The sequence below is a fragment of the Mesorhizobium sp. M1A.F.Ca.IN.020.04.1.1 genome (assembly GCF_003997315.1).
Classification (GTDB): domain Bacteria; phylum Pseudomonadota; class Alphaproteobacteria; order Rhizobiales; family Rhizobiaceae; genus Mesorhizobium.
This window is the reverse complement of record NZ_RZSN01000126.1, coordinates 1-17,980: the sequence shown is the minus strand read 5'-3', so window position 1 is coordinate 17,980 and position 17,980 is coordinate 1. Positions and strand designations below refer to the sequence as shown.

Annotated in this window: 23 protein-coding genes; 14 read left to right on the top strand and 9 right to left on the bottom strand. The window is 63.2% G+C overall.

Going from position 1 to position 17,980, the window contains the following annotated elements:
- Window positions 1–358 (top strand): hypothetical protein (locus EOA49_RS33130; RefSeq protein ID WP_206520210.1); only part of this gene is annotated, 358 nt, incomplete at its 5' end.
- 221 nt (window positions 359–579) lie between these two features.
- Here EOA49_RS33130 and EOA49_RS22480 read toward each other — a convergent pair.
- The gene (locus EOA49_RS22480; RefSeq protein ID WP_127240493.1) at window positions 580–1,431 is read right to left on the bottom strand and encodes a DUF1236 domain-containing protein; all 852 of its coding nucleotides are present in this window, start codon (window positions 1,429–1,431) and stop codon (window positions 580–582) included.
- A gap of 221 nt (window positions 1,432–1,652) precedes the next feature.
- On the opposite strand from EOA49_RS22480, the gene EOA49_RS22475 reads away from it, so the two are divergent.
- Together EOA49_RS22475 and EOA49_RS22470 are read left to right on the top strand one after the other, a co-directional pair.
- A complete protein-coding gene (locus tag EOA49_RS22475) occupies window positions 1,653–1,955 on the top strand; it encodes a DUF1236 domain-containing protein (RefSeq protein WP_067001081.1) in 303 nt (100 codons plus the stop codon).
- Between the two features lie 260 nt (window positions 1,956–2,215).
- The gene (locus EOA49_RS22470) at window positions 2,216–2,434 is read left to right on the top strand and encodes a hypothetical protein (protein ID WP_067001044.1); all 219 of its coding nucleotides are present in this window, start codon (window positions 2,216–2,218) and stop codon (window positions 2,432–2,434) included.
- Between the two features lie 154 nt (window positions 2,435–2,588).
- On the opposite strand, the gene EOA49_RS22465 is transcribed toward EOA49_RS22470, so the two are convergent.
- Window positions 2,589–2,942, bottom strand: coding sequence for a DUF982 domain-containing protein (locus EOA49_RS22465; RefSeq protein ID WP_245322363.1), 354 nt, complete (start codon window positions 2,940–2,942; stop codon window positions 2,589–2,591).
- Window positions 2,943–3,145: 203 nt separating this feature from the next.
- Between EOA49_RS22465 and EOA49_RS22460 the strand changes: the two genes are divergently transcribed.
- The 3 genes from EOA49_RS22460 to EOA49_RS22450 all read left to right on the top strand — a co-directional run bounded on the left by EOA49_RS22460 (window position 3,146) and on the right by EOA49_RS22450 (window position 4,089).
- The gene (locus EOA49_RS22460) at window positions 3,146–3,445 is read left to right on the top strand and encodes a DUF1236 domain-containing protein (protein ID WP_067001089.1); all 300 of its coding nucleotides are present in this window, start codon (window positions 3,146–3,148) and stop codon (window positions 3,443–3,445) included.
- Between the two features lie 74 nt (window positions 3,446–3,519).
- On the top strand, window positions 3,520–3,729 hold the full coding sequence (locus EOA49_RS22455; RefSeq protein ID WP_067001047.1) for a hypothetical protein: 210 nt from the start codon (window positions 3,520–3,522) through the stop codon (window positions 3,727–3,729).
- 108 nt (window positions 3,730–3,837) lie between these two features.
- Window positions 3,838–4,089 (top strand): DUF2934 domain-containing protein, encoded by a 252-nt coding sequence (locus EOA49_RS22450; protein ID WP_127240492.1) that lies wholly within the window; start codon window positions 3,838–3,840, stop codon window positions 4,087–4,089.
- A 93-nt stretch (window positions 4,090–4,182) separates the two neighbouring features.
- On the opposite strand, the gene EOA49_RS33610 is transcribed toward EOA49_RS22450, so the two are convergent.
- The 4 genes from EOA49_RS33610 to EOA49_RS22430 form a co-directional block, all read right to left on the bottom strand.
- Window positions 4,183–4,641, bottom strand: a complete 459-nt coding sequence (locus tag EOA49_RS33610; protein ID WP_245460771.1) for a hypothetical protein — start codon at window positions 4,639–4,641, stop codon at window positions 4,183–4,185.
- A 1-nt stretch (window position 4,642) separates the two neighbouring features.
- Window positions 4,643–4,972 (bottom strand): hypothetical protein, encoded by a 330-nt coding sequence (locus EOA49_RS22440; RefSeq protein ID WP_127240491.1) that lies wholly within the window; start codon window positions 4,970–4,972, stop codon window positions 4,643–4,645.
- A gap of 82 nt (window positions 4,973–5,054) precedes the next feature.
- Entirely contained in the window at window positions 5,055–6,143 is a 1,089-nt protein-coding gene (locus tag EOA49_RS22435; protein ID WP_127240490.1) for a GSU2403 family nucleotidyltransferase fold protein, read from the bottom strand.
- A gap of 365 nt (window positions 6,144–6,508) precedes the next feature.
- A complete protein-coding gene (locus tag EOA49_RS22430) occupies window positions 6,509–6,802 on the bottom strand; it encodes a hypothetical protein (RefSeq protein WP_127240489.1) in 294 nt (97 codons plus the stop codon).
- Between the two features lie 68 nt (window positions 6,803–6,870).
- On the opposite strand from EOA49_RS22430, the gene EOA49_RS22425 reads away from it, so the two are divergent.
- Entirely contained in the window at window positions 6,871–7,116 is a 246-nt protein-coding gene (locus EOA49_RS22425; RefSeq protein WP_127240488.1) for a hypothetical protein, read from the top strand.
- Window positions 7,117–7,204: 88 nt separating this feature from the next.
- Here the strand turns inward: EOA49_RS22425 and EOA49_RS22420 are convergent, their stop codons facing one another.
- Both EOA49_RS22420 and EOA49_RS22415 read right to left on the bottom strand, forming a co-directional pair.
- Window positions 7,205–11,107, bottom strand: coding sequence for a tetratricopeptide repeat protein (locus EOA49_RS22420; protein ID WP_127240487.1), 3,903 nt, complete (start codon window positions 11,105–11,107; stop codon window positions 7,205–7,207).
- Window positions 11,108–11,306: 199 nt separating this feature from the next.
- Window positions 11,307–11,939, bottom strand: coding sequence for a S24 family peptidase (locus tag EOA49_RS22415; RefSeq protein ID WP_127240486.1), 633 nt, complete (start codon window positions 11,937–11,939; stop codon window positions 11,307–11,309).
- Window positions 11,940–12,019: 80 nt separating this feature from the next.
- On the opposite strand from EOA49_RS22415, the gene EOA49_RS22410 reads away from it, so the two are divergent.
- The 7 genes from EOA49_RS22410 to EOA49_RS32770 all read left to right on the top strand — a co-directional run bounded on the left by EOA49_RS22410 (window position 12,020) and on the right by EOA49_RS32770 (window position 15,864).
- Complete coding sequence (locus EOA49_RS22410) at window positions 12,020–12,319, top strand: hypothetical protein (protein ID WP_245460770.1); 300 nt, start codon at window positions 12,020–12,022, stop codon at window positions 12,317–12,319.
- The gene (locus tag EOA49_RS22405; RefSeq protein WP_127240485.1) at window positions 12,316–12,627 is read left to right on the top strand and encodes a hypothetical protein; all 312 of its coding nucleotides are present in this window, start codon (window positions 12,316–12,318) and stop codon (window positions 12,625–12,627) included. Before EOA49_RS22410 ends, EOA49_RS22405 begins: the two co-directional genes overlap by 4 nt.
- A 102-nt stretch (window positions 12,628–12,729) precedes the next feature.
- Window positions 12,730–13,527 carry a GcrA cell cycle regulator gene (locus EOA49_RS22400; RefSeq protein WP_127243351.1) on the top strand — a complete coding sequence of 266 codons (798 nt, stop codon included), beginning with the start codon at window positions 12,730–12,732 and terminating at the stop codon, window positions 13,525–13,527.
- A 250-nt stretch (window positions 13,528–13,777) separates the two neighbouring features.
- Window positions 13,778–14,245: a hypothetical protein gene (locus EOA49_RS22390; RefSeq protein ID WP_127243349.1), complete on the top strand. Its 468-nt coding sequence runs from the start codon at window positions 13,778–13,780 to the stop codon at window positions 14,243–14,245.
- Window positions 14,246–14,404: 159 nt separating this feature from the next.
- Window positions 14,405–14,746 carry a hypothetical protein gene (locus EOA49_RS22385; RefSeq protein WP_127242033.1) on the top strand — a complete coding sequence of 114 codons (342 nt, stop codon included), beginning with the start codon at window positions 14,405–14,407 and terminating at the stop codon, window positions 14,744–14,746.
- A gap of 279 nt (window positions 14,747–15,025) precedes the next feature.
- Complete coding sequence (locus EOA49_RS32775; protein WP_095801436.1) at window positions 15,026–15,625, top strand: DUF6456 domain-containing protein; 600 nt, start codon at window positions 15,026–15,028, stop codon at window positions 15,623–15,625.
- Window positions 15,626–15,696: 71 nt separating this feature from the next.
- Entirely contained in the window at window positions 15,697–15,864 is a 168-nt protein-coding gene (locus EOA49_RS32770) for a hypothetical protein (protein ID WP_164747022.1), read from the top strand.
- 643 nt (window positions 15,865–16,507) lie between these two features.
- Here the strand turns inward: EOA49_RS32770 and EOA49_RS22365 are convergent.
- Complete coding sequence (locus EOA49_RS22365) at window positions 16,508–17,776, bottom strand: DUF763 domain-containing protein (protein WP_067322358.1); 1,269 nt, start codon at window positions 17,774–17,776, stop codon at window positions 16,508–16,510.
- Window positions 17,777–17,980 lie beyond the last annotated feature (204 nt).

The following is a 17,980-nucleotide window of genomic DNA, read 5'->3' as shown; positions in this document are numbered from 1 at the left end:
CGTCGCGGCCGGCTATAGGCTGGCCCACCGGCTATCGGGATTGGGGCCTTGGCTGGACCATTCTTATATCGAAGGCGTCGGGCAGGCGAACGTGCGCCAGTGCCCTGACCGATCCCGTTGTCATGGCATCCGGCGGCAGAAGGATCACCATCTTCGCTTCGCGATCCGGCCAGAGTGGTCTGCCGCCGGTGAAGAACACAAGCGCCACAACGCAGATCAGAAGAACGGCGGCGAACAGGTTCGCAATGATCTCTCCGAGTTGCATGCAGCACCCCCAAAAGGAGCACCCGCCGCATCGCAGGTAGCGGCGGGTGCAACAGCAACCGACGATGAAGGGACCTATGCTCGCCAGTCATGACTCCAACAAGATAACTGCCTGTATGTTCGAGAGGGGGACCAATGCCCTGCCAAACCAGACCTCAGTCCGACGGCTGTGTTGCGGCGAGGGCGGGCGATAAGGCTTGGACGGGGCTGCCCCGGCCTCGGGAAGGGGCGTTTGCGCCCGCGGCTGAAGCGACATAAGAAAAGCCCGCCATGCCATGCGGCACGGCAGGCCTCCTGTCTGAAATGCTGTCTGGATCAGGCCTCCAGGATCACGACGATCTTGTAGGTGTCCGGATCCACGATCACGATGCGCCCGTCGGCCAGCACGAAAAACATATAGGTTTCGTAAGCCGGGACGATCTTGACGATGCGGGCCGGCAGGCGATGCAGCCGGATCTTTTGCCGCGGAACCTCGACCCCGATCGAGATGTCGAAGCTGACATCGCGAACCGGCTGGACGTTGGTCTCGCGGATGATCTGCGTGATCTGCGTCCGCTGCTCGACCGTCACATTGGTGATCGAGGCCGTCTTGTCCTGGTCGGTCTGGACGTTGCCCTGAGCGTTCTGCTCAGTGGTCGTACCGGTCTTGCCCTGAGCGTTCTGCTCGGTCTGCATCTTGGTGGTGCCCTGGGCGTTCTGGTCGGTGGTGGTGCCGGTCTTGCCCTGAGCATTCTGCTCGGTCTGCACCTTGGTGTTGCTGTCAGCATTCTGCTCGGTGCTGGTGCCGGTCTTGCCCTGGGCCTGCTGTTTCTTCTTCAGCGTGGTATTGTCCTGAGCGTTCTGCTCAGTCTTTGTGTCGGCCTTGCCCTGCGCCTGCTGCTTCTTCTTCAGCTGCGTATTGTCCTCGGCGTTCTGCTCGGTGCTGGCGCCAGCCTCGCCCTGGGCATTCTGCTCAGTCTTCATCTTGGTGGTGCCCTGAGCATTCTGCTCGGTCTGAGACTTCATCTTGCCTTGGGCCTGCTCGCCTGCCTTGCCGCCCTTCGGGCAGTCGGCCTGGCCGGCGGCACAACTATCGCCGCCGCTCGGCTGCACGGACTCGGTCTGCGCCACCGCGGCGCCGCAACCGACGCCGAGCGCGATCATGCTCGTGATCAGAAGATGCTTCATCTGATTTCTCCTCGGAAAGTCGGTCCCTTCGTTGGTTAAACACGACTTGGAAGGCATTGTTCCGAGATTGTTTTGCCAAGCGGCGGCGGCGTTCTTACGCCGGCGGATGTGCGGAATTTTGCAGGAACAAGCCGTGGCCCTCGGCGTTAGGACGGTGCCGATCGGCTGTGGAAATCGCAGGCGCAGCAGAGGAGGCGATTGACCACACAAAGGAGACGACCATGAAAATGCACATCACCACCGCCGCCGCGGCCCTCCTGCTTCTCGCCGGCGCTGGCGCCGTCGCTGCGCAGGACACCGTCGTGATCGCGCCCGAGCAGGAAACCGTCATCAAGGAATATGTGCAAAAGCAGCCGCTGGCTTCGGTGAAGGTTCCCGGCATCGAGCTGAACATCGGCAGCACGCTTCCCGAGACGGTCGAACTGCACGAGGTGCCGAACGTCAAATATCGCTATGTCGTGGTCGATAACCGGACTGTGATCGTCGACCCCGGCACGCGCAAGATCATCAAGGTGCTCAATTAACCGATAGCGTAATCGGCCGAACGGATGCCCCGCCGCCGGTCACGGCGGCGGGCGGTTAACGGAAAATTATTAATTTACGATATCCTAACGGAACCTTTGACCCACACCCAAGTTGGGCGCTTTGGGTCAAATCTGTCTCATAGGCAACACAAACCAGTGGCAGAAACAAACCTGTCTCATAGGCAACACAAACCGGTGGCAGAAAGCAGAATCGGGCGGCGGCGAACAGGCATGGGCAGGGGCGAGGAGGACTAGTTAACATGTCGAAACGAGAAATCGGAACATCCCGCTCGCTCGGGATGCGCGTCGCCGAGTTGCGGGCCAGGATGGAAGACGCCCACATCACCGCACATGAAATAAAGACCTTCCAGAAGGTCGCGGCCATAATGGGGGGCGGCGATGGCTCCCTACGCATCGATGCGGACGATCTGATCGCCGCATCTTTCCTCACCGAGTCGTGCGAAGCTTCGCTGAACTGACAGCCGTCATCGATGTCGCCTGGCTGCCGTCCAGCACTGGGCGGCAGTGAGCGGCGCTACGCCGCTTGGCGCGACAAAAGCCTTCGGCCGCGAGGGCTTTTTCGATGATGGGTTCGATAAGCCCGATCCTATAGGCCCGGACTTCAGCAGCCTGTCACGCCAGCGGCCATTGCCGGCGCTGCTGGCTTATGCTCCTGGCCTTGAGACGTCTGATCTTGGCTTCACGTAGCGCGGTGACCGGGTCGACGCCGGTCCACAGAATGCCGGCCTTCTGAGCGAATGCCACGAAGGCCTGCCGCGCTTCCCCAAGTTTCCTCTCGCCTGTCCGCGCTGCCTCGCAGGTCTGCACGGCCGCGGCATAACAGTCGCCGCGCATCGCCGGCGGCCATTCTTTGAGGAAATTCTGCATCGCCGCCAGGGAAGCGATCTCGCGCTTGAAACCGGCCCCGACTGCGATCGCCACCGGCGCGCGGAGCGGCATGTCGCTTGTGATGTGAACTGCAGTCATGGCGGGCCTTTGCTGGTCGAATTTATTCAATTCAAACAATGCGAAGCTGCCCCGGCGGTTCCGCCGGCAACAATCAATTAGGCGCCGCAGACGGAACAAGACCCCAATGCACGCGTTTGCCCCGGGAGCTCCTATGTTCGACCTGCCAGGTTTCCGCGACGGCGGAGGCGGGCGGAGCTCGCCAACACAACAGGAGACTTATGATGAAACGCACCCTTATTCCTGCTGTTGCCGGCCTTGCTCTGATCGCCGGCGTAGGCTTTGCCGCTGCGGACCAGATCATCGTCACGCCGGAGCAGCAGACTGTCGTCAAGGAATATGTCCACAAGCACCCGATCGCCTCGGTCAACATACTGGGGCTGGAACTGGGCGTCGGCTCGACGGTGCCTGACACGGTCGAGCTGCGGGAGGTGCCGGACGTTCAGTACAGATATGCCGTGGTCAACGATCGCACTGTCCTGATCGATCCTGGTACACGCAGGGTCATCCACGTCATCGAGTGATCTTACGCTTACGAGCCCCGATCCTCCCGCCATGCCGGCGGGGGGATGCCGGCTCCTAGGAAGGAGTCGCAGCCATGCATCACCCCCATGTCGAATCAGTCGACTGTGCAAAGGCGGTCGACCAGCTTCTGGCCGAACGCCGCACTGGCCTCTTATCGATGAAGGAAGCGATTGGCCTGCTGCGCAGGCGCACCGGAACCGAACGCTCTGACGCCGATTTAGCCGCATTGATTACAAAGAAGGCGGCGTATCTGGGCGTTGCGATCGTCTCCGACGTGCACTGAAGAAATCGCTGCCGAAGTTCAGGCACCTACGCGTCGATGCGCAAGACGCCACCGGAAAATTCAGCTAATGTTTCCGTCGGGGAGCGGCCCCACTCAAAGGAGGCGACAGTGACGGACGACAGGCAGGAACGCATTCGCCGGCGGGCGCACGAGATCTGGGAGCAGGCCGGCCGGCCGGAAGGCGCGCATATGGAGCACTGGGACCAGGCGGCCGCCGAGATCGACGCCGAAGTAAAGCCGAAGTCCAAGGCCGCGCCCAAAAAGACGGCCACCGCCAAGCCGAAGTCGGCCAAGGCCGAAACGCCCGCCAAAGCCCCCGCGAAGGTCAAGGCTCCTGCCAAGCCGAAAGCCAAGGCCTGACCCCAGCGGCCGTTCCGCCGCTGCCATCCGCACAATCGAAATGTAGCAAGCCCGCGCCCGAAGATTTAGGGCGCGGAGGTGGAGGCTGAACGGCTATCGCCTCCCTTGCTTTCTGGCGTTTTGCGCAACGGCGCAGAGGAAAGCCAGCGCGGCGGTATCGCAGGCCGCCCGCGACGGCGACGGACCCTTGGCAAAAAGCACCGCGTCCGCGATCGGGATCGTCAGCCCATGCTTCCTGGCGAATGAGGTGACTTCGTAAGGCTGATCGTCGGCTGGTGCGCCGATGTCGATTTGCTGGTCTATCAAACGAGTTCCTCCCTGGTACGCGACTATGCCTTCCTTCGCCCGAAAGGAATTAACTACCGGCCGCTCGCCCGCGTCCACCAATTGGCAATTGTGTGAAACGATACATTTGTCGAGGTGCATCCGAAGGTTGCAAAATGGAATTCTCTGCACCCGGCGCGGGCGGAAACCATTCCGTCGCCGCGCTCCTTCGCGCCCCTCTGGTTTCGTCGCGTTTGGTGGTTCTTCCTCCGCGAAGAAGGAAGACATCTCACTCCCAGGCATCGCTCGATTTTGCGAAGCGCACGCCCGCCGCAGTCATCGCGCACTCGCATTCGCTGACCATTCGCGCGATCGTTTCGGGCAGCCAGGCCTCGCAGGCCTCGACATAGGCGCGGCCGTGCACCAGCGTGCCGGTCGAAAGCCGGTCGTCCTTCTCCGCGATCACCTTCAGATATTGCCGGATGAAGCGGACGTCGTCGGCGATGTCCTGGCTGGCCATGCGCCACGCGCCGGCCAGGCGTTCGCGCTCGGCGAGCGGCAAAGGCGAGAGCAATGGGCGGGAAAGGTCGGCGAAAGCGGCATGGTTCGCGGTGTTCAAGGATATCCCCTCAACGAAGGGCAATATCGTACTTTATGTACGAAAAGTAATCAAGCGCCTTTCGTACAATTTGAACGATAATTCACTTTGACCGCATCATGAAACCGTCGAGCTCGATGCGCGCTTCGTCGAGCGCCTTGCCGAGGACCAGGTCCACCACCTCGCGCCTGTCCGGCTGAAGCAGTTGCAAGCCTTTGCGCAGCGCCTCACGCCATGCTTCGCCCCGGTTCCACGCTTCCGCGAAGGCATGGGCGAGGTCGTCTTGCCGACGCGTATTCTCGAGCGCCTCGACCAGCAGGCTAGCTTGATGCAGGTCCTTCTCCCGCTTGGCGGCAGCGCTTCGCTCGCGTCGCGCCGCGACGATCAGCTTGTGGACCGCAAAGCGTTCGGGCGAGGGGACCAGCACCGGCACGCCGGAGCGGTGGAGCAGCACTGCCCGCACCGGGTCGCGGATCAGGAAATCGAGGAAGCGCAAGGGCCGCGCCGAGGCGCCGCCCAGCGACGGCATCGGGCTGGCATGGTCAGCATGCTCGTCGCTGCCTCGGTTCGGAGTGGGGAATTCTATGCGGTAGCGCGAAGCATTCTCGAACTGCGTCGTGCGCCCCCCATCGGTTCGGTGCGGGATTTCCCGGAATGTCGGGTCGACCGCCTTCAGCACCTCGATGAGCGGCGGCATGCTGTCGTCGACTTTGGCCGAGACGGAATGGAACTGGGCAAAGTCGGCATCGCCGGTCTGCAGCGCGGCTCCTGGCAGTTTGACGCCGAGATGCCCTGCATAGGTCTGGAAGGCGACGGTGCCGACGAGCACCGCGCGCAGGCGGAAGAGCCCGGCCTTTTCCAGCGCCTCGACGACGTCGCCACTGAAAGCATCGGGCGCCGCCAGGCCGGCGTCGCGAACCAGCGTGGAGACCAGCTTGCGGCGAGCTCTGAGATCGTCCTTGATCTCCTTGAAGGCCGCGACCCGTTTGGCGATCTCGGGATCTTCCGCCGGGCCGACATAGCGCCTGGACTTTTGCGGCCGCGTCTCTTCGAAATACCAGTAGTCGCGGCCTTTCACCGGCACGCGCACGAAATTGCCTGCCGTCGAGAAATCGGTCTCGAAGGAGGCATCCAGGCTGCGCTGCACCAGCTCGGCATAGAGGGTACGATAGGCAAGATCGATGGTTTTCATGGCCGCTCCCGGGCGTGCGCAGCGTTATAAGAAACATGCAGTTTTCTTATAACTGGGCCTTATTCGGCGAGATTCAAGAGCATTATAAGAAACTGGTAAAAATCTTATAACGACCGGCATCTCCTAAGAGAGATGGGCCGCTCTTCTGCGGATTGGGGAAACGGTTTGCCCGGTGCGATCGACGTCACGCCCGAAGACTCGACCTGGAAGGCGTTGAGGCCGGGCTTGGAAGCTTGGAGCAGCGCAGCTTCCGTTACGCCGATTACGGCTGCCGGACGAGCACACTACCTTGATCATTTCCGGAAACGCGTTCCTTGGCGCCAACCGACAAGCCGCCGCTGCTTTTTTCGAGGGACGCGGGCCGGCTACGCCTTCGCCGTCGACCGCGCGAAGCATGCAGGCGACCCGCTGATCGCGGCGAACAAGGACACGCTCACAACCCGGCGCTGAACGACCGGCATTTTTTGAAGGAATGCTAACGGCGCCATCGGCACCATGGACATGGCGAAGATGGAAGCGATGGGCGGGTATTTGTTTGCCTCGGGAATACTGCTCGACCGCAACGGCAAGGCGCTGAAGGAAAGGCCATACTTCGAGACATAGCGCAGGTAATTGTTGCAGGTGGCCGGCGTTTCGCGCGCCATGACATGATTGAGCATGTCGAGTTGCCCGAAAGCGCTAGCGAGACCTAGCTGTCCGGCGCTGAAGGCAGGAGCCGTGCATATCTGTGCCGCAGATCGGCGACGGCCTGTCTGCTGGTATTGCGCACTTCTGTTTGGCTTCCGGTCTGGGCGGCGGCAGTGATCTTGCGCAGCATCGCATCGTAGTCGTCCGGAAATTCGCGTGCGATAGCCTCAACGATCTGGAGATCCTGCTTCCGGATCTAGGCATCGATGTAGGCGGTGGTCACAGGCTGGGGCGGCTTCGCCACCGACTCATGGTGATATCTGCCGCCGCCGAACATCGCTGGTAGCACTTTTGCCTCAACGAAGCTCAAAGGGGACGACCGCCACCACCTGCAACCATTTCCAACGCGACATCCGCCCCTCTAAAATGCCTGTCTAGTTCAGTCCGAGGCTCAGCGCCTTCTTGCGGTCGGCCTCGGCGCGCTTCAAATCGCCCTTAGCTCTCCAGGAATGTGCCCTCAAATCGTAGGCGTCGGCATATGTCGGGTCGATCTCGATAGAGCGGCTGTACTCGGCGATGGCGCCATCGTGGTCGCCTTGGCTTTCCTTGATTGCACCTAGACCGAAATGGGCGCCAGCGCTCTTCTTCCGGTCCAGGCTGATCGCCTTGTTGAAGTCTCGCGTTGCGCTGTCGATGTCCTTTTTTGCCGCATAGGCAAAGCCGCGATCGATGTAGAAGCGCGCGACTTTGGGATCCAATTCGATCGCCTTGTCGAAGTCTGTCATCGCACCCTCGTAATCGGCCTTCTCCAGCCTTTTGGTTGCCCGTCCGTAATAGGCCATGCTCCAACTCTGATCGATCTCGAGGCCTCGGTCATAGTCGGCTAACGCCCGGTCAAGCTCGTTTTTCTTCCCCCACAAAGCGGCACGCCCAAAATAGGCATCGCTGCTCTTCGGCGCGAGTTCGATGACCTTGCTGAAATCGGCAATGGCGCCATCATAGTCATGGGTGTCGGTGCGGACCATCGCCCGTCCGCGATAGCCGGCGGGGTTTTTCGGATCGAGCGCGATGGCCTGTTCGAACGCGGTGGTGGCGCGTGCATACTTGCGTTTCTTGTACCAGACGTAGCCGTGGTCGACGATGGTCTTCAACTTGCTCTGGTCAGAGCCGACAGGATCGCTTCCGGCTGACTTGCGTTTGGCCGCCACGGCGAGCTTGCGGCCCTCCTCGGCTAGGGCCAGCCTTGGATCCAGCTTGAGCGCCTGGTCGTAGTCGGCAATCGCCTGGTCGTAATCGCCGTTGGCGAGCCAGGCGCTGCCACGCCCGAAATAGATTGGCGCAGAACTGGGGTCGATCTTGGCCGCGCGGCTGAAATCGGCGATCGCTCGATCCAGTTCGTTCTTCTTGCTCCAGGCGACGGCGCGGCCGAGGTAAGCTTCGACGTAGGCAGGATAGAGTTCGATCACCTTGCCGTAATCATCGATGGCCGCGTCATACTTGCCCTTCGCTACCAGCGACATGCCGCGCCCCAGATATGCGGACGCCATTTTCGGATCGAGCGTGATGGCTTTGTTGTATTCGGCAATGGCGCGATCAAATTTGTGCCTCTTGTAGAGGGCATCGCCGAGATCGATGAAAGCCTTGAGCTTCTTCGGATCCGGCCCGCCGGCTTCGGCCGCGACATCGCCTTTTCCTCTTGCCGCGTCGGCCGCCTTGCGGCTGACCAGGTAATCCGGATTGTGCGGGTCGAGGTCGATTGCCCGGTCGAAATCGGCGATGGCGCCGTCATAGTCCTTCCTGTCGGCCCGTGCCATGCCGCGCCCATAATAGCTGGCGGCGTCTTTCGGATCGATCGCGATCGCTAATGAATAGGCGGCGATCGCCCGCCCGCCGTCGCCCTTGGCGTGCCAGGCCATGCCCTTGCAAAAGAACGCGTCGCGCGCCTTCGGGTCGAGCGTGGCGGCATGGCCGCAATCGGCAAGCGCGCCCTCGACATCGCCCGACATGGTTTTGGCCATCCCCCGGCGAATATGGGCCGAGACCAGATCCGGAACGAGCTGGATCACCCGATCGTAGTCGGCGATCGCTAGGTCGTAGGCGCGCTTGGCGGCCAAGGCCTTGCCGCGGCCGAAATAGGCGAATGGGCTACTGGGGTCGAGCGCGATCGCCTTCTCATACTCTGCGATGGCATGGTCATATTTGCCCGCGTCCGAAAAGGTGTCGCCGCTCTGCACCGCGCTCAGGACACGTGGGTCGGTCGCCTCGGCCGCCTCCAGCATCTTTGAAGCGGACAGTATTCGCGTTGGGCTCGCTTTGCCTTGGCCGAGTTGCTTGGCCAAGGTTTCAACGGCGGCCGCAACAGAGGGGTGCAACTGTTGCATGCCCACTGGCGGCGCCGGCCTGTTTTCGCCAACGGCAGCCTGCTCGTCACAGGTTCCAGTCCGCTTCAGGTCGAGTTCGATGGCACGCCGGCAATCGACTGCCGCGCCGGCCTGATCGCCCTTGAGCATCCGGGCGCGGCTGCGACCGAAATAGGCGTCGGCGTTTTCGGGATCGAGGCTGATGGCCTTGTCGAAATCGAGCAATGCGCCGTCCACGCCATATTTCGACAGCCGCATCTGGGCGCGCTCGAGCAGGATCCTGGCGGTCGCCGGATCCCTGCCTGGCTTCGCGGCGGTCGGCTTGCCTTGCTCGCCGGGCAGGTGTTCCCTGCACGTGCCTGCCCGCTTCGGGTCGAGCTCGACGGCTCGCCGGCAGTCGCCGACGGCGAGGTCGAAATTGCCAAGCAAAGCCTCCGCGATGGATCGGTGGTAGTAGGCATCGGCGTTGTAGGGATCGAGGCCGATGACAAAGCTGAATGTATCTATCGCGCCCTTGGGGTCGACCTGCATCTGCTGCAACCCCGATTTCATATTCCAGTCGATGGCGGCGGAATTGTCGCGCTTGGCATAGAGTTGCGGCGGCTCATACGTGGGAGGCGCGATAGGCTTGGCCGCCTGCGGCTCAACTGGGATTGGGACATGAGCCTGACTGGTCGTAGCGCCCGGTGACTGCAGCACGGGTTGCCCCTCGGCCCTGCGCTTGCCAATCTGGACGCTCAGTCTTTCCTTTCGGTAGTCCGCGTTGGCCGGGTCGAGCGCGATTGCCTTGTCCAGGTCCGCTATTGCCTTATCAGGATCGCTCGCCTCCCAGACAAGCGCCCTCTCGAAATACGATTTTGGATCGTCGGAACTGATGGAAATCGCTTTGTCGAGATCGGCAAGCGCCTCTTTCGAATTGCCGACTCGAGCCATAGTCATGCCGCGCACGCGGTAAGCCGGGGCGTTGGCCGGGTCGCGGCGTACGGCTTCATCCAGATCGGCGATAGCGCGGGCATCATTCTTCTTTAAGCCCCAGCTCTTGGCGCGGTTGAAGTAGAATGCGGAACTTGCTGGATTGAGCCGGATCGCCTCGTCGAATGCGGCGATGGCGCGGGTATGGTCGCCCTTTTCCTGCCATTCTATGCCGACCGCATTTTGGGCGGTGGCGGTTTTCTCGCCACCTCCGTCGCGCGGCTCGCCAAAAGCCTCGGCGATCCGGCGTGAGCAATCACGCCCTTTGTCTGCATCGACGCCGGCGATGTGCTTGCAATCGGCTTCCGCGCGCCTGCGCTCGCCCTTGGCGATCCATGAAAGTGCGCGGTCATGGTAAGGCGTGATGGGGTCCGCGCGGACGCTCTCTGCTTTGTCATAGTCGGCTTGGGCCCGCGTGGCGTCGCCCTTGTCCTCCCAGGCGACGCCGCGCACGCCATAGGCCATCTCGTTGGCGGGATCGATGTCGATCGCCTTGTCGCATTCGACAATCGCACGGTCGTGCTCGCCTTTCTTGTTGAGTGCCCTGGCGCGGTCGGCATAGAGGTTGGCATCGTCCGGCGTGAGCGCGATTGCGCGAGTGTAGTCCGCGACGGCTCGCTCGAAATCTGCCTTGCTCTCCCAGGCAATGGCGCGATTGGTAAAGGCGGGCACGTATGTCGGATCAAGCGCGAGCACCTCGGTCATGTCGGCGATGACGCGGTCGATATCGTTCTTCTGCGTGTAAGCCAGGCCACGCCAGAAATAGGCGTTAACGCGAAGATCGGGAATCTCGGCGCTGTCCTCGGCGATGGGCGTGCAGGCGCTAATCTGCTGGTCGGCGGAGAGGGCGCCGTCGCTGAAGCAAGTAGCGTAATCCTTGCTCTCTGCGAGCGCCGGACTGCGAAGCCCGCCAAGCAGCAGCACTATTCCCACCGGCGCCAAAAGCGGGCCAAATGAAAGCCATGCAACGAATGCGCGGGCGAACGCGCCGGTGCGGCGTGACATGTTTTGATCCTCCCCCCGGAGTTGCCGCGGCAGCGGCTGCAAGTACCTATATAGTTCCGTTTTTGTTCCGAAATGCAAGCAGAAATTGCGAACGCTATCCTGTGCTCGCTCTCGGCCCAAGAACGCAACCCTCAAAGCCTGGCAACGCGAAGTTCTTCTTGTTCTTCGTTGAGCAACGGTTTCTCAGCGAGATTGTCTCTCACATATCGATCATTGAGCGCTTGACCCGCCCGATGATGGTGATCGCCCCTTCGAGCTCCGGCGGCGGAATGTCGAGATAGGACGCCGGCTGGAAGGGCGGAGTGTCGTTCGGGCGGTAGCGCTTGTAGGTGGCGCGGCCGGTTTCGTCGGCGATCACATAGCAGCCATTGGTCACCAGCCGCTTGTCGCGCAAGTTGACGAAGATGATCGAATCCGGCGGCGAGATCTTGTTCATCGACGGTCCGTCAACGCGCAGCGCAATCCACTCGCCTTCCTCGAGATCGGCGGTGGGGATCGTCGGATAGTCCGAAAGGTTGACCACGCTGTCCTGGCTGCCGAGCTCGCCGGCGCTGATCCACGATACGATCGGTACGTCGATGGTGATGGGCGAGGCGGCGAGGTGCACAGGCGCGGCTTCGACGCCGTCGGCGTCAAACAAGAGCCAGCCGGGGTCGACGCCGAACAGCCGGCCGTATTTCTCCGCCGCCTTGCGCGACAGCGGCCGGTTGCCGTTCTCATGACTGATAAGCGTGTTCTTGTTGATGTCGCGCAAGGCCCGAGCGGCATCGCTGGGCGAGGCATAGCCGGCCTGGGCGCGCGCCTGCTGCAATCTCTGCCGAGAATCCATCATCGTACAAAATGCCTGAAAATTATCGTCCAAATTGTACGATTTCGCTTGCGCGTCATTCGTACATAACGTACGCTTAGCGCATGAATGAGCCTACCGCAAGCATTTCCGCATTCCCTGCGAGCATCTCCGCCACGAATGTGCCGGGGCTGCCCGCGAGCATCTCGGGGCTAATTGATTCCTGGCAGAGCATCGGCGCCTTCGCCGCAGATGTCGGCTGCGGCTATGAAGCCGCCCGCCAGATGCGCCGTCGCGGACGCATCGCGCCGCAGCACTGGCCGCATGTGGTGGCCGCGAGCCGCAGGCGCGGCATAGCCGGCATCAGCTATGAATGGCAGGCGGGCCATCGCGCCGCGGCCGCCATGCAAGCGGAGGCGGCATGAACGCGCTTGCCTCGCCTGTCGAATTCCAATCGTCCGGACTGACCTCCTCACCGGTCCGGACGCTTTCCGGGGCTTCTGCCTCGGATCCGGCTGAACCGCCCGCACCCCGGTTCACCGGAACGGCCGGAGCCGCTCCTCCCCCGGCTCCGGCCCCCAATTCGGGCCGGCTCGTCTCCTGCATCCGCACCGAGGACGGCACCGTCATCCTGTTCGACCGCAAGGCGGGCCTGGCGGTGTCGGGCCTGACCCGGGCCGCCGCCGAGGCGGCCCTTCTTCGCCTGCTTGGTGCGGCGCCCGGCGCCGCCTGATCCCAACCGTTTCCCTGACCTGACCAACGGCCCCGGGCCGAACCCTGGCGCTTGGCCACATGCCGAGCGCTTCGCAACCCTTCGCAAGCAATGGAATGAGACATGGCTGCCGCCTACACCGAAAAGGAAATCGACGAGATCGCCGCCTGGCTGAAGGAGGGGCTATCGGCCTCGCGCATTGCCGGCCGCTTCAGCGCGCTGCGCGGCAGCCCGGTCTCGCGCAACGCCATTATCGGCATCGTGCACCGCAACGCCGGCCTTCGTGCCATCGGCTTCGCCAACCCGAAGGGTGGCCGCGCTGGCGGCAGGCCGCGGAAACATGTGCGGCCGGACCGGCCGGGCCGGCGGGGCAGGGTGGTGGCCGGAGGTGTCACGCTCTCCGAGCCGGCAGCGCTTTCCAGGCATGCCGAACTGATTGAGGGCGCCGGCGTTGGAGCTGCTGATCTCCCCCCTTGCGGGGGAGATGCCCGGCAGGGCAGAGGGGGGTGCTGTCCCGCCAACCTATCGGCTGTTGAGCTATCCACGCAACCGGATGCCCGCACTCCACCGAAACCCAAAAAATCCAAAGCCCGCAAGCCCGCGCGCACGCTGCCGCCCGCCTGGCTTTCCCCCGGCACCCGCGAAAAATCCGACGTCCAGCTCTACAAGCTCCCCGCGCCGCCGCCTCCGGTCCCGCCCGGCCGCCAGCCGCATGTCGCGGCGATGCGCTTCCTCGATTGCCTGTTCAAGCGCTGCCGCGCGCCGATCGATCTCGCGCTGCGCCAGGCGGCGGACGAGGATCCTGTCGGCGCGCGGCCCGGTCCCGACATGCTCTGCTGCGGCCTGCCGACGTCGGCCACGCGCTCCTACTGCGCGCATCATCATGCGCGGTTTCACGGCCAACGCGGGAGGGGGATGTGAGAGTGGCAACAATGAAGGCGCCGGCGGCGGAGTGCTCAATCTCCCCCCTTGCGGGGGAGATGTCCGGCAGGACAGAGGGGGGTGTGAAGGAACGCCAGCCTCGCCAATCAGCAGTACAATGGGCAAAGTGGAGGACAAGCAGAGCGGATAGGCTGGCGGGACAGCACCCCCCTCTGGCCTGCCGGCCATCTCGCCCGCAAGGGGGGAGATTAGCCACCTGCCGCTGCCCGGCCTCTCATCAGGCAATCCCATGAGCGGTACGACCTGGTCGAAGTTTTTCTGGTCGGATTGGGAGTCCGATCCAAATCTGCGCCTCTGCTCGCTGGCGGCCCAAGGCCTGTGGATGCGGATGCTCTGCATTGCCGCCGCGCACGAGCCGGTTGGCTATGTCGCCATCGCCGGCAAGGGGCTGGAGGAGGCGGCGCTCGCGCGCCTTGCCGGCTGCACAGAAATGGAGCTGGGACGCCTGCTTGCCGAGCTCGAGCAGAACCGCGTCTTCTCGCGAGACCGGCATGGCCGCATCTACTCCCGGCGCATGATCGCGGACGCGCGTAAGGCGCGTGTGGTGCGCCGCAACGGCCTCAAGGGCGGCAACCCAAGCCTTTCGAAAGAAAGGACGTTTTCGCGCTTGGATAAGCGGCGGGTTAAGTCAGGGGATAAGGGGAGGATAAGCCCCAGAGTCCAGAATCCAAGAATCCAGAATCCAACAATCCAATAGCCATAGATCCATCGGGAGAAAACGCTCTGGCGTTTTCTTCCCGGGCTGCCGCTCCGCGGCAAAAGAACGAGAAATTATTTTCGGGCCGTTCAGCCGGACAGAACTGGCATCGCCGCAAGACACATGTCGATGCCGCCAACGCCATCATCGAGGAGATCAATGACCGCAGCCGAATTGCAGCAGGCGGCGAAAGCGCTGGCCGCGATGTTCAGTTGCTTCCCGCAATCCGCGCTCGCTGATGCCGAGATGCAGCTGCGCGGCTATCTCGCAGCCGTGCAGGATGCCGAGCTTGCCGATGTGCAAGCCGCGGTCCAGCGCTTCATCCGCGGCGAGGCGAAGGTCGACAACGCCCAGTTCTGCCCGTCCAGCGCCCAGCTTTCGATCGAGGTGCGGGAACGGCGGCTGATGCGGGAGCTGTTGGCGAAGCGGGCGCTCATTTCTTCGCCGCCGCGAAGTGGGGGGTCCGAAGGACGGGCGAGACCCGTGGTTCGCCCCGGCTAGTCGCGCGGCGCAGCCGCGACGGAGGGGGAGCCGACAATGATCGATATGCCGGCGGGACAGCGCCCCCCTCTGTCCTGCCGGACATCTCCCCCACAAGGGGGGAGATCAGACTTCGCCACCGCTTTCGCCAACCTCCACCCTCGCAGGTCTGAGCGGGGGCGCCCAAGCTGCCAATCTCCCCCCAAGTGGGGGAGATGCCCGGCAGGGCAGAGGGGGGCGCGAAGGAACGCAGCCTCTCCCGTTGGCCACTCACACCACCCACCACAAAGGACACCGCCCATGCCCCGCAAAGCCGCCAAGAAACCGCAACCCCCGAAACTCCCCAAGGGCGAGGCCGAGCAGGTGCGCATCCGCCGCGAGATCGGCCATGACTTCGCGCTGAAGCCCGACGCCTTCGGCCGCCAGCGCCTCACCCCCGGCACGGCCGAGGCGCGCCGCGTCTACCAGGTGTCGAACGGTGGCTACACCTCAACCGGCGGCATCGTGCGCCTGCGCAATGTCGATCCGCTCACCGGCATCACCTCGCTCACCCGTCAGCAGCGCGAAGCCGGCCAGCGTTTTCGCGACGATTTCGAGCGCTCCGCCCGCGAGGGCCTGCAGCCGCAATCCTGGAGCGAGCGCATCGACGGCGGCCGCCTCGGCGGCGGCGTGCCCGACCGCGTGCTCTCAGCCGGCCGCGCCCACGCCCACGCAGCGGCCGCGCTCGCCCACTGGGAGGTGGCGGAGGTGGTGCGCAAGATTTGCCTCGAAGGCCAGTCGGTGAAGGCCATCGCCGAACGCACCGGCGACGGCCGCGATGTGGTGGTCAAGCTGCTGAAGGTCGGGCTGGATTTGTTGGCGGTGCATTACGGGATGATGATGGGGAGGAAGGTAGGGTGAGGGGAAAGCGATGTGCCTAGCTTGTGCCGGATCGAAAGCTGCTTATGTGACTATGCAACTGGAGTGACTGAATGCGTTTCATTAGACTTGTTTTCGGTTCAATGATGTTCATGATCGGCGTCGCTGCAGTAATTGCGACCGTGTTTAGCGCCCATCCTGTTCTCAACACCGCAATGTTGATGACACTGCTGTTTGTGCTTAAGGCCGCCTGGGGGCACCTAAAATCGAGCTGGCGATGACCGTTAATCCACTGATCTCCGGATTGAAGATGACCCGGCCAGCCGACCACGACCACCTCGCTTCGCAGTGACCATCCAGTCTAGAAGAGGCGGATGCGATTTACTGGTTCCGTCGGCTTGGCTCGTGGGGCCTGCTGGTTGTCGAGGAAGGCGCCGATCCAGCAACACCCTACCAGCTATGGTTGCAAAGCCTATGCCACTGGGGCAGACGGGGTGAGAGCCGACGCCGGCGAAAGTTTGAAGTGGCTGAAACTGGCCGCTGAAGCTGGAAGCAGGAGGCGGCTGCGGCTCTCTCCCAATCCCAGCACTGATTAAACCACGTGCCGAAGGACAAATTCGCATTGTTATTCATTCCGACGATTCACTGCGAAGAGCGTATTGAAAGACGACCGCGCAAAAACTTCTGGCCTCGGCGCTGCCCCTCATCCGCCTGCCGGCACCTTCTCCCCGTATAGTGACGGGGAGAAGGGGATGGCCGCGACGCTGGCAGCTATTCCGCGACGTTGGCGGTTGGCGAAAGCGGCGGTGACAGCATCTTTCTCCCCGTCACTATACGGGGAGAAATGCCCGGCAGGGCAATGAGGGGCAGCGCCGATCGATGCGGTTATCTGCGCGCTTTGCGTGACGCCGTTTCAGCCGTGTCTCAAGCGCCTTTCTTCAGCGGCTTCGGGTCGCTATCAGGTGGTGGTTCCCACCCAAACACGCTCCGCCCTCCGAGCAAATGCGACTGGTCCATTTCCCCCGCGACGATCTCCTTCAGGCTCGGCCCCGTCACATAGCGCTCCATCCGGCGTGACTCCCCGTCCAGCCGCTTGAGCGCCTGCAGCTCTTCCTCGCGCCCGAGCCTGGCCTTGCTCACCGCCGATTTCAGCACCGAGATCGTCTCGTCATAGACCTTAAGCGGCACGGGGAAGGGGTGGCGGTCCTTGCCGCCGTGGGCGAGCGAGAAGCGCGCCGGGTCGGAGAAGCGGCAGGGCGCGCCGTGCACCACCTCGGAGACCATGGCGAGCGCGCGCACCGTGCGCGGGCCGACGCCGGGCACCAGCAGCAGTTCGGGAAAATCCTTCGGGCCGCTCTCGATCGCGGCGGCAATGTTGCCGTGCAGGCGGCGCATGACGATGTCGCTTTCGCGCACGTCGTGATGCGCCGGCATGACGAGGTTGGGCAGCAGCGGCTGCGCGGCCGGCTCGGGCGCTTCGGCTCGCGGCTCCAGCACGGCAAGCTCGCTCAGGATCTTTTCCGGGCTCATCGTCTTCAGAAGCGCGATCTGCCCACCGCGGGCTTTCTCCGCGCGGTGGTCGGTGAGGTTGACGATCTCGCCTTGGCGTTCGCCCTCGATCGCCGCATGCGGCTGGTCGACGAAGCTGGTCAGCCCCTCCGAAAGCCAGTGGTAGCGGCGCGCCTGGCGGGCGTCGCCGTTCATGCCCTGCTGCACCACCACCCAGCGCCCGTCATCGCTGACGATGAAGCCGTGCAGGTAGAGGTCGTAGCCGTCCTGCACGGCGGCGCTGTCCACCTTGGCGACCAGCCGGCTGGCAGTGGCAAGAGCTTGGCCGTCGAGGCCGACATGGTCGCCGATCGCCAGCAACTCGCCCGGCGTCTTGCGCGAATGTGCGCCGCGCCCGCCGCAGACATGGATGCCAAGCTCGCCGGCCATCGGATTGAGGCCCCGCTTCAGCGCGCCGATGACGGAAGTGGTGATGCCGGAAGAATGCCAGTCCATGCCCATCACGGCGCCGAAGGACTGGAACCAGAAGGGATGGGCGAGGCGCCGCAAAAGCTCGTCGCGGCCGTAATGATGGATGATGGCTTCGCACAGCACCGCGCCGAGCCTCGTCATGCGATCGCCCAGCCATTTCGGGACCCGCCCGCCATGCAGCGGCAGGTCGGCGCTGCCGCTTCGCTGCGTCACTTTTTGCTTTCCTTATGAATGCCGGCTTCTAGATGGCATTTTGGCGGGAATTTGCAAGGCGGCGCAGCCGCAGCCGGACATCTCCCCTCGCCGAGGGGAGATGTCCGCTCGCTGGTCGGTCAGCGCCGGCAGATGCGGATCTTTTCGATGACGCGGTGGCCATGGCGCCAGTGCTTCACGATCTTGATCCGGCAATGATCGCGA

Excerpts from the sequence above, each read along its gene's own strand:
- EOA49_RS22385 (WP_127242033.1), top strand. The coding sequence starts at position 14,405 with ATGACCGCAGCCGAATTGCAGCAGGCGGCGAAAGCGCTGGCCGCGATG.
- EOA49_RS32775 (WP_095801436.1), top strand. The coding sequence starts at position 15,026 with ATGCCCCGCAAAGCCGCCAAGAAACCGCAACCCCCGAAACTCCCCAAG.
- EOA49_RS33610 (WP_245460771.1), bottom strand. The coding sequence starts at position 4,641 with ATGTCTTCCTTCTTCGCGGAGGAAGAACCACCAAACGCGACGAAACCA.
- EOA49_RS22460 (WP_067001089.1), top strand. The coding sequence starts at position 3,146 with ATGAAACGCACCCTTATTCCTGCTGTTGCCGGCCTTGCTCTGATCGCC.
- EOA49_RS22470 (WP_067001044.1), top strand. The coding sequence starts at position 2,216 with ATGTCGAAACGAGAAATCGGAACATCCCGCTCGCTCGGGATGCGCGTC.
- EOA49_RS22435 (WP_127240490.1), bottom strand. The coding sequence starts at position 6,143 with ATGAAAACCATCGATCTTGCCTATCGTACCCTCTATGCCGAGCTGGTG.
- EOA49_RS22430 (WP_127240489.1), bottom strand. The coding sequence starts at position 6,802 with ATGCTCAATCATGTCATGGCGCGCGAAACGCCGGCCACCTGCAACAAT.
- EOA49_RS22465 (WP_245322363.1), bottom strand. The coding sequence starts at position 2,942 with ATGACTGCAGTTCACATCACAAGCGACATGCCGCTCCGCGCGCCGGTG.
- EOA49_RS22475 (WP_067001081.1), top strand. The coding sequence starts at position 1,653 with ATGAAAATGCACATCACCACCGCCGCCGCGGCCCTCCTGCTTCTCGCC.
- EOA49_RS22420 (WP_127240487.1), bottom strand. The coding sequence starts at position 11,107 with ATGTCACGCCGCACCGGCGCGTTCGCCCGCGCATTCGTTGCATGGCTT.
- EOA49_RS22405 (WP_127240485.1), top strand. The coding sequence starts at position 12,316 with ATGAACGCGCTTGCCTCGCCTGTCGAATTCCAATCGTCCGGACTGACC.
- EOA49_RS32770 (WP_164747022.1), top strand. The coding sequence starts at position 15,697 with ATGCGTTTCATTAGACTTGTTTTCGGTTCAATGATGTTCATGATCGGC.
- EOA49_RS22410 (WP_245460770.1), top strand. The coding sequence starts at position 12,020 with ATGAATGAGCCTACCGCAAGCATTTCCGCATTCCCTGCGAGCATCTCC.
- EOA49_RS22455 (WP_067001047.1), top strand. The coding sequence starts at position 3,520 with ATGCATCACCCCCATGTCGAATCAGTCGACTGTGCAAAGGCGGTCGAC.
- EOA49_RS22400 (WP_127243351.1), top strand. The coding sequence starts at position 12,730 with ATGGCTGCCGCCTACACCGAAAAGGAAATCGACGAGATCGCCGCCTGG.
- EOA49_RS22390 (WP_127243349.1), top strand. The coding sequence starts at position 13,778 with ATGAGCGGTACGACCTGGTCGAAGTTTTTCTGGTCGGATTGGGAGTCC.
- EOA49_RS22480 (WP_127240493.1), bottom strand. The coding sequence starts at position 1,431 with ATGAAGCATCTTCTGATCACGAGCATGATCGCGCTCGGCGTCGGTTGC.
- EOA49_RS22415 (WP_127240486.1), bottom strand. The coding sequence starts at position 11,939 with ATGATGGATTCTCGGCAGAGATTGCAGCAGGCGCGCGCCCAGGCCGGC.